This window comes from Corynebacterium sp. ACRPE, assembly GCF_022347435.1.
Lineage (GTDB): Bacteria > Actinomycetota > Actinomycetes > Mycobacteriales > Mycobacteriaceae > Corynebacterium > Corynebacterium tuberculostearicum_D.
In genome coordinates this window covers 1-1,888 of the sequence record NZ_JAKRNA010000050.1, presented here as the reverse complement: position 1 = coordinate 1,888, position 1,888 = coordinate 1, and the positions used below count along the sequence as shown (strand labels likewise).

2 pseudogenes are annotated in these 1,888 nt (G+C 51.9%); both read right to left on the bottom strand.

Annotation, left to right across the window (positions count from 1 at the left end):
* Positions 1-1,213 (bottom strand): annotated as a pseudogene (locus tag MHY13_RS12030) (hypothetical protein); the annotation flags it as partial.
* 326 nt (positions 1,214-1,539) lie between these two features.
* Positions 1,540-1,761 (bottom strand): annotated as a pseudogene (locus MHY13_RS12025) (transposase); the annotation flags it as partial.
* Positions 1,762-1,888: the final 127 nt, after the last annotated feature.

The window sequence follows — 1,888 nt, the reverse complement described above, 5'->3', positions numbered from 1 at the left end:
CCGGCTCAGACGGCTCACCACCCTCAGACTCCGACGGCTTACACACCTTCTCCGTCTCCGTCACCGTAGACGAAGGAGAAGAACCAGACGTCGTAGGCGAAGGCTTCGGCTCAGGCTCAGGATCCTTTTTGACAGTCAGCACTGCCTCATCGACATCTTGCCTATATAATGGGGCGTTTCGGCTTTCAACCTTGGCACCAAAGTCTTCTCGGTCTGGGTCAAAGGAACAGCGAGAAGAGCGGACTAGCTGCTTCACGAAGATAGTCGAGCCCTCTGGGATCCACACATCGCCGGCCATGCCCTGTTCATTGATCTTCCATTCCGACTGGCTCAGCCAGCGGTAGTTAGAGAAGTCTTTACCATCAGCGCCTGTGAAAATTTTAGGCCTGTCGGTGGGGTTGTGCGTTACCTGCGGATAGGATGAATCTTGGAACACCTGATCGGTCATATCTTCACCGTCGGGACCGCGAACGGTGATCTCAGGCTGGCCCTCCAACTCGAAATACTCGGAATTAGTACCTAGCCAAAAATCAGCAAGCCAGGTTCCATATCGGCCTGGGTTATCAAAGTTCAGTTCACCAACCGCTTCACGCAGGCAAGGATCACCAGTGGATCTCATCTCCCAGTTGCTATAGGTCCAATCGAGGGTAGGTCGGAGATCAACCTCTGTAGCAACCTTCACTCCCAGTTCATCGCCGTCTTGTACATCGTCATTGACGGTCACGGGAATGTCGACAGTCATCTTCGGTTCTGGACCAAGAGGAACATCCGAGCTTGCAAATTCGAAGGCAATTACATTGCTTTCGGCGTCGATTTGAACATTGAATGGTTTTCTCTCTTTACCATCCGCCCACTTAAACTGCAGTTTGTCAACGTCATTTACAGTGAGCCGAGGATCGATCTGTAGTGAAAAGATGACCGCTGTAGCATCGGATTCCCCGTACCTCCATTGACCAACTTCTGGAAATGGTACGGTGCCCTCAATTTCGACGTGCGCAGCTACGGTGTCGCCAGGCTTTACCTCTGTTTTATCGGTGTCCAAGGTGATTTTCGCTTCTGGACCGGCGCCAAGGTTATCCCCGTGCTGGGTAGTCAGGCTGTCATCTGGAATTGCAGCATCAGTAGGAGCAGGAATTATAATTCCCCCGACGGCGAGCAATGCGGCAGAGAGTAACGCGATTGCTTTAGTCGAGGCGTTTCTGGAGAGCCTCATAAAAAACCCTGAAAATTAGATAGCTAAACACTGGAGAATCATTTAGATTCAGCTACAGACAGTAGCAGACCTTTGTCCAAGAGGCACGACTTCGCTCCTGCTCAGAGGCGTAAATTAGCCCATCCCGGTTCTTCAGCAACTATTTTTATTCAAAGGTGTCCGACTCTTCCAGCACAAACCAGCCGATGCCTATCAAGCACTTCGACTGTGGATTACTAAATATGATCACCCCCAAATGTGCCCCACCCCCTCTAAACCCGGCCTAAACGACAGAATGTGTTGTTTTGCGGCGTGTCGGGCTAAACGACATTTTGTGTTGGTGGGGTTTAGCGTATGTGGCCTTTGCGTATTCCCATAGAGTGGTTGTAGGCAGTGTCGATGGCACTGTCGTAGGTTGCTGGTCGGCCGTCTTCGTGGCCGCTGGTGGCTTGTTTTTCTTGGTTGGCTAGGGTTTGTGCTTTGGCGAGTGCGTCCTGGCCCCAGTTTTGCTGCCTGTCGATCTCTACAGGGTCGTCAGGCAGTTGCGTGTGGAGGTATAGCCACCAGTCGCAGGCGATGTGAGGTTACCCTCAAGTAGTGGACACCCTATTTGTACGGATCTTGTGTCCGTAGGAGAGGATGTTCATTGTGAATCAACAGCGCAAGAAGTACACGCCGGAGTACCGGCGTGAAGCC